Here is a 6,560-nt window from a genome sequence, read left to right as displayed (position 1 = left end):
GAAAATCGAAAGAGGCCTTGAAGATATCCGGCAAGGCAGGGTTGTCGATCATGAAGTTGTCATGCAACGCATGAATGCATTCATCCAGAAGGCGCGTGCAAGAAGGCGAAAGACCGCGTGAACATACGGTGGTCCGATGAAGCGGCCTTTGATCTCGAAAGCATCTTCGTATACATTGTGCAGGACAACGAGGACGCTGCCGTTAGCACGGTGGAACGCATACATGCGGCGATTGACCGTGCAGCGTTAATGCCATACATAGGCCGCGTAGGAAAGAAGGAAGAGACCAGAGAACTTGTCCTTCCCAGTACGCCGTATATCGTCGTATACGAGATTCTGGAAGAGACAATTTTCCTAGTGACCATTCTGCAGTGACCATTCTGCATGGGGCGCAGAAGTGGCCGTAGCTGTTGGAATATTTAAGGGAGCGTCCATGGATTCCGAAAATCTGCCATCTGAGAATCAAACAATAAGCGTTGACGCGGGACTGCCGCAGCCCGAGCTTAATTTAACGCCTCAGCCGCCAGGCACTCTGCGCCGCATCTTTATTGGCCCGCAGGGAATGCGAGCCGGCTGGTCGGCAGCTATTTTCTTTGCGCTCTTTTTCTCGCTGCTGCTGCTGATCGGCGGGCTCGCGCGGCTCATTGCAGGCCTGCTGCACCACAAGGCCGCCTCTGGAGCCGCCATGACGCCGATCGGCTCCATTATTGGCGAAGCCTCCGTTCTGCTTGCCCTCATCTGCGCTGGCGCCATGATGGCTCTGATCGAGCGGCGGCGCATTCTTGACTACAATCTGCGTGGCCCGAGCCCTGTTGTGCGCTTTGCAAGTGGTTTTATTGCCGGGTTTGCTGCGCTTTCGGCCCTGATAGGCGGACTTTACCTGGGCGGATGGCTCCATTTCGGTCCCGTCGCGCTCACTGGCGCTCAGATATTTGAGTACGCGGCTCTGTGGGCGGCGGGTTTTCTCTTTGTCGGTCTCACAGAAGAAGGCTTCTGCCGGTGCTATCTGCAGTTCACCCTGACGCGCGGCATCAACTTCTGGTGGGCGCTGGGTGTGGTCGTGGCGCTGTGCGCCGTTCTAGCGCCGCAATACAAAAATGAGAGCGCGTGGGGCGTGTGGTTCTTTGCCGCGGCAGGTCTCTTGCCTTGTCTTGGCTTGTATCTGCGGAAAGCGCGGCGAAGCTCGTTCTGGTATGCGGCCTGGGCGACTTCCACCTTCTTTGGTTTTATTCACACAAGTAATAACGGCGAGAACTGGATCGGCATCTTTGCCGCTGCCGCGATTGGTTTTGTCTTCTGCGTGAGCGTATACGTGACAGGCTCGGCGTGGTGGGCAATTGGCGCCCACGCGGCATGGGACTGGGCGGAGACTTTTTTCTACGGCACGGCAGACAGCGGCATGGCTGCCAAAGGCCACTTTCTCACCACTGCGCCTTCCGGTTCGGCGCTCTGGTCCGGCGGGACGGATGGACCGGAGGGCAGCCTGCTGGTGCTGCCGGCGATTTTGCTGATATTGGCGATTGTGCTGGTGCAATATAGGCGTGTAAGGAATACTGAGCCGGCATACTGACTTTGGCCAGTCAGTATGCGGCGATACGCACTGTGGGACTAAACACGTAGCCCCTGAGGGATGCTTTTCAATCAAACTGAGACACTACCCGATGCTCGATCTTCTGGTCACCGTCACCCCCAACCTGTAACCTGTATTCAGAAATGAACAAGCTTGTCTTCGCCAATCTGCTTCATCGCCCGTTACGCTCCATCATCAGCGTGCTTGCCGTCGCCATTGAGGTCATCATGATCCTCTCGATCGCAGGCGTCTTCATGGGCATGCTGAATGACCAGAAGACACGCACGAACGGCACCGGCGCTGACCTGATGCTCTGGCCTTCAAATTCCAGCTATATGAACGGCGTGGGCGGCGCGCCCATGTCCGCCAAAATTGCCGATGTGCTGCGGAAGCTGCCGCATGTGACCGCTGCCTCGCCTGTAATTCAAAAGCTCAACACCGCCGGCAAGATCGAGCTCATCTATGGAGTCGACTATGCGAGCTTTGACGCTCTCAAGCCCTTCGTATTTATCGGCGGAGGACCGTTTCAGGCGCCATATGACGCAATCGTAGATGATATCCAGGCCAACTCGACACCGGCACTCCATGTAGGCGACACCATCAAAATTATGGATCATCCCTTCCGCATCTCCGGAATCGTGGAGCACGGCAAAGGCAGCCGTAAGCTGATTCCCATTGACACGATGGGCGAGATGACCGGCTCCGTGGGCAGAGCTTCGGTCTTCTATATCAAGGTGGACGATAAAGCTAATCTTGAGGCGGTAAGAAACGAAATCCATGCAACCAAAGGCCTGGAAGACTACCCGATCCAGAGCATCGACGAGTGGCTGGCCACAATGACACCTGATAAGCTCCCCGGCTTCAACATCGCCCTCACCACCGTCACCGGCATCGCCGTCATCGTCGGCTTCCTCGTTATTTTTCAATCTATGTACACGGCGGTTCTGGAGCGCACGCGCGAGATCGGCATTCTCAAATCCATGGGCGCATCCAAGATGGACATAGTCTCAGTAGTGCTGCGCGAAACAGCGCTTGTCGCCATCGCTGGCGTCACCCTCGGCATTGTGGGGTCTTTCGGAGTCAAGCTGCTGCTCGCCCACGTCTTCCCCACCCTGAACTTTGAGATCACGGCTGGATGGATCGGGCGCGGAATGTTGATCGCTTTCATAGGCGCTCTATGCGGAGCGCTTTACCCCGCATGGATGGCAGCCCGCAAAGACCCCCTCGATGCGCTGGCGTATGAGTAAGCCAGGCAGTGTCTCAATCTGAATCGCTTTGTGATAGGGCACGACTTTAGTCGTGCCGAAACGGCCATAAAAATGAAATTGGGCTTTAGCCCCTGAGGCAGTTTCTTCAAACTGAGACACTACCGTAAGCAAGGCAGGATTGACGCCTGCCAAGCGTAACGATACGCTTTACAAGCGATTAAGAACTTCAGGCATGCCGGGCTTGAGAAGTTCTATCGGACCGGAAATAAAAGCGGCATTCAGCCTGTGCATGCTGAAAAACTCAGCCTGCAGCTCTTCGCGCTCGATCATGCAAAATCGGCATCGGACCTTGCGCGGCCCGGCTGGAGTTTGCATCCTTTGAAGGGCAATCTAGCCGGTCACTGGTCTATCAAGGTGAACGGAAACTGGCGTATCACGTTACGCTTTGAAGGCGAGGATGTGATCTTAGTGGACTATCGGGATTATCACGGGAGGTAACCATGGCCAAAAGCGAAATGTTCAACCCTCCGCATCCCGGGTTCGTTCTGCGCGAGTACATGGGGAATATAGATGTAACCGCAATGGCGCGGCACCTGCACATCTCGCGCATCACGCTTTCCCGCATTCTGAATGGAGCATCCGGTATCAGCGCCGAAATGTCGCTGCGTCTCGGCGATGCGCTCGGCACGCATCCGTCGTTCTGGTACGACATGCAGGCATCCTTCGATATGTGGCAGGCCAGGCAAAAAAAGCGCCCCCGAATTGAACGCCTGAACGCGGCCGCATAAGCATCTTCCCCGCACTGCAACTCAAATCGTCCCTCGTCCTTCGCCACTCGTCCCTATATACTGACCCCATCCTTTTAAGACCCTTGGGAGTAGCTAAATTTGAGTGTTTCCCTCAAGCGCCTGGCAGAGGCGGCGTGGATTCTATGCATTGCGGCATTCGCGCTGCTTCACTTCGCGCACCTGAGCGCGGACTTTCCCAACCACACTCCGTGGTTCATGGACTGGGCCAAGTACACCGACGAGGGCTGGTACGGCAACGCCGCGGTCCGCGCGCACCTCTACGGCAACTGGTACATGACCGGCGACTTCAATCCCGCACCCGCAGTCCCGGTGTGGCCATTTCTGGAGTGGCTGCTCTTCTTTTTCACCGGCGTCAACATTGAGGCGGCTCGCGCCCTGGCTGTCAGCTTCTTTGTAGTGAATCTGCTGCTGAGTTACACCCTGCTGCGCGTGCGCGGCACACGGTGGATGGCGCTGCTGGCGCTGACGTTGATCGCGACAAGCCCGTTTCTCTACGCCTTCAGCCGGCTCGCAATTCTCGAACCCATGCTGACGGCATTCTTCCTGGCAGCATTGAACCTCGCCGTGCGGCTACCGCGGCTGAAACGCCCGATCGCCGCCTCGATCGGCATCGGACTGCTATACACCCTGATGCTCCTCACCAAGACCTCGGCGGCGTTTCTGCTACCCGCGTTGGGCTGGGCGATTCTGGCTTCCTTCGGCAAAGGCCCAAAGTGGTGGAAGCCAACGCGTGAAGCCATTCGCTGCGCACTTGCAGCAGCGCTTTCCGCCGCAATCTCCTTCGGCCTGTGGATGGCGCTTGTGATCGTCAGCGGACTGCTCACCGACTACCGCTATCTCTTCTTCATCAACAAGTACATCAAGCCGAAAGAGTTCTACTGGCCGCTGGTAAGCCTTTGGTGGTCATTCCACGGCGGGCTGTGGGTAGATCACATTCTCATTCCCCTCGCCGGTGTGGTCTTTCTCATAGCGGTCGCCGCATTCCGCACTCAGTGGGGACGCAAACTTCTATCCGACCCGGTCTTCGGCGCTTCCGTGCTCGCAGCGGCGGGTTACATCCTCTTCATGACCTATCAGAACCACCCGCAGCCAAGGTATTTCACCGTAGTCGGCGTGTTCTCCATCTTTGTACTGGTGCAGGGCGCAGAGGCTCTTGTGAATGTAAGCAAGAGCAACACGCATCGTTGGGTGCTGTGGCTGGGCAGTGGCGCAATTGCGGTCGCAGTGCTGGCGGCAGGGTCGAATGCCGCAACCACGCTCACCTACGCCATGCATCCGGAATACACATGGGTCACCGCCGCGCGGAATCTGACCCGGTACGTCAATGACCACCCCAACGGCAAACGCCTCGTCGTCTCCATCAGCGGCGACGAAATGACCATGATCACGCACCTGCCCACAATGTGTGACGACTTCGGCACCATGGACTTCTCCGACAGGCTCGGCAAATATCAACCAGGCTGGTGGGCAGGTTGGAACTCCCTTGATCCCGGCACGCTCGAAGACCTGCACACCCACTACTCGCTCGAACAGGTAGCCAGCTTCCCCGCCTTCGACGACCCCGACCGCAACGTCCTCGTGCTCTTCAAGCTGCATCCCCTGCCCAACGGCAAGATACGCGAAAACGTCGGGCTCAGCCTGCGCGTAAAGCTGCCCGACGACAAATTTACAGTCTCTGTCGATGCTGAAGACGAATAAAAATACCAATTCCCACAATCGTCCACAAGTCCAACCGCTGCTATTCTGTAGACGCATGACGCACACCCCCAACCGGAGCCGCAGCTCCCGGAGGCTCACACTTTGAGCGGCTCACGCTGGGGCGCGGGCTTTTCCGCCATGGGACGCTTCGTCTCTGAAATCGAAGCCGCCGCCAAAGACAACACTCCCCTGAAACCGGGCTATGTCCTTGCCGGCGACGAGATATTTCTCCAGGAACGCTGCCGCGCCGCCGTACTGCGCGCCTATGTCCCCGCCGATCTCAGGGACTTCTGCCTCTCCGACATCGATCTTGCATCAACATCTATCTTTGAAACGCTGGACCGCGCGCAGACGCCGTCGCTGATGGCCCCGTTCCAGGTGATCTTCATTCGCAACGTGCGGCAGCTCTACACCCGCGGCGCAAAGAAGGATGAGTTTGCCGCGCTCGACCGCTACTTCCGCTCGCCGAATCCGCAAGCTCTCTTGATCTTCGTAGCCGATTTCATCCGCATTCCGGCAGACATCCGCCGCATGGAGATGGAAGACAAAACCCGCTATGAGCGCCTCACAGAAACCTTGGGCGAGCACTGCGGCATGGTCGAGCTCACCCGCGTTGGTGAAGAAGACGCCATGCGCTGGGCCGTATCCACAGCGCAGGAGAACGAAACAAAACTAGATCCCGACGCAGCCCGCGAACTCGTAGACGCGCTCGGCGCGGACATGATGCTCATTGCCTCCGAGCTGGAAAAACTTCTGCTCTACACCCAGGGCCGCGGTCGCATCACCCTCGGCGATGTGGAAACAATGGTGCTCGGCGCAAAGCAGCGATCCCTCTACGAGCTGACCGATGCCATCAGCGCCCGTCAGCCCAAGCGTGCATTAGCTCTATTACACGGTCTGCTGAATTCGTCCGAAGCCGGCGAGGATGCGGCCATCGGACACCTCTACATGCTGGCCCGCACCTTCCGTCAGATGCTCGTCATCCTTGAGAAAAACGTGCGCGACTCGCGCGCCATCTGGCAGGCTCTGTGGCAGGGCTTTCGCATTCCGCCCTTCGCGGCAGACGACCTCATCCGCCAGGCTCGCCGCTACAAATCACGCCGTGAGCTGACACGCGCCATCCGGCTGATCGCGCGCGCCGATCTGGAACTGCGCTCCTCACCGCCGGACAAGCGGCTGGTGCTGGAGCGTCTGGTTTACGATCTGGCATCCGAGCCAAAGCCACAATCAGCCTGGGCTGCAAACCAATTCACGTTTGAATCCTGAATCAAATCC

7 protein-coding genes are annotated in these 6,560 nt (G+C 57.7%); all 7 read left to right on the top strand.

All coding sequences use genetic code 11. From position 1 onward, the window contains the following. Positions 1 to 117: 117 nt before the first annotated feature. The 7 genes from ABSG47_RS06735 (at position 118) to holA (ending at position 6,551) form a co-directional block, all read left to right on the top strand. Positions 118 to 375, top strand: a complete 258-nt coding sequence (locus ABSG47_RS06735) for a type II toxin-antitoxin system RelE/ParE family toxin (RefSeq protein ID WP_424168045.1) — start codon at positions 118 to 120, stop codon at positions 373 to 375. Positions 376 to 433: 58 nt separating this feature from the next. Then, positions 434 to 1,570, top strand: coding sequence for a CPBP family intramembrane glutamic endopeptidase (locus tag ABSG47_RS06730; protein ID WP_424168042.1), 1,137 nt, complete (start codon positions 434 to 436; stop codon positions 1,568 to 1,570). Between the two features lie 143 nt (positions 1,571 to 1,713). Then, positions 1,714 to 2,817, top strand: coding sequence for an ABC transporter permease (locus ABSG47_RS06725; RefSeq protein ID WP_424168040.1), 1,104 nt, complete (start codon positions 1,714 to 1,716; stop codon positions 2,815 to 2,817). A gap of 177 nt (positions 2,818 to 2,994) precedes the next feature. Then, on the top strand, positions 2,995 to 3,276 hold the full coding sequence (locus ABSG47_RS06720; RefSeq protein ID WP_424168051.1) for a type II toxin-antitoxin system RelE/ParE family toxin: 282 nt from the start codon (positions 2,995 to 2,997) through the stop codon (positions 3,274 to 3,276). Positions 3,277 to 3,278: 2 nt separating this feature from the next. Further along, positions 3,279 to 3,566: a HigA family addiction module antitoxin gene (locus ABSG47_RS06715; RefSeq protein WP_424168038.1), complete on the top strand. Its 288-nt coding sequence runs from the start codon at positions 3,279 to 3,281 to the stop codon at positions 3,564 to 3,566. Positions 3,567 to 3,665: 99 nt separating this feature from the next. Next, positions 3,666 to 5,285 (top strand): ArnT family glycosyltransferase, encoded by a 1,620-nt coding sequence (locus ABSG47_RS06710; RefSeq protein WP_424168036.1) that lies wholly within the window; start codon positions 3,666 to 3,668, stop codon positions 5,283 to 5,285. 138 nt (positions 5,286 to 5,423) lie between these two features. After that, on the top strand, positions 5,424 to 6,551 hold the full coding sequence (gene holA, locus ABSG47_RS06705) for a DNA polymerase III subunit delta (protein WP_424168049.1): 1,128 nt from the start codon (positions 5,424 to 5,426) through the stop codon (positions 6,549 to 6,551). The last annotated feature ends 9 nt before the right edge of the window (positions 6,552 to 6,560 follow it).

This window comes from Occallatibacter sp., from assembly GCF_049510455.1.
In the GTDB taxonomy this organism is placed as follows: Bacteria; Acidobacteriota; Terriglobia; order Terriglobales; family Acidobacteriaceae; genus Telmatobacter.
Note: the sequence above shows the minus strand (reverse complement) of the source record. Positions and strands in the feature narration are given on the sequence as shown.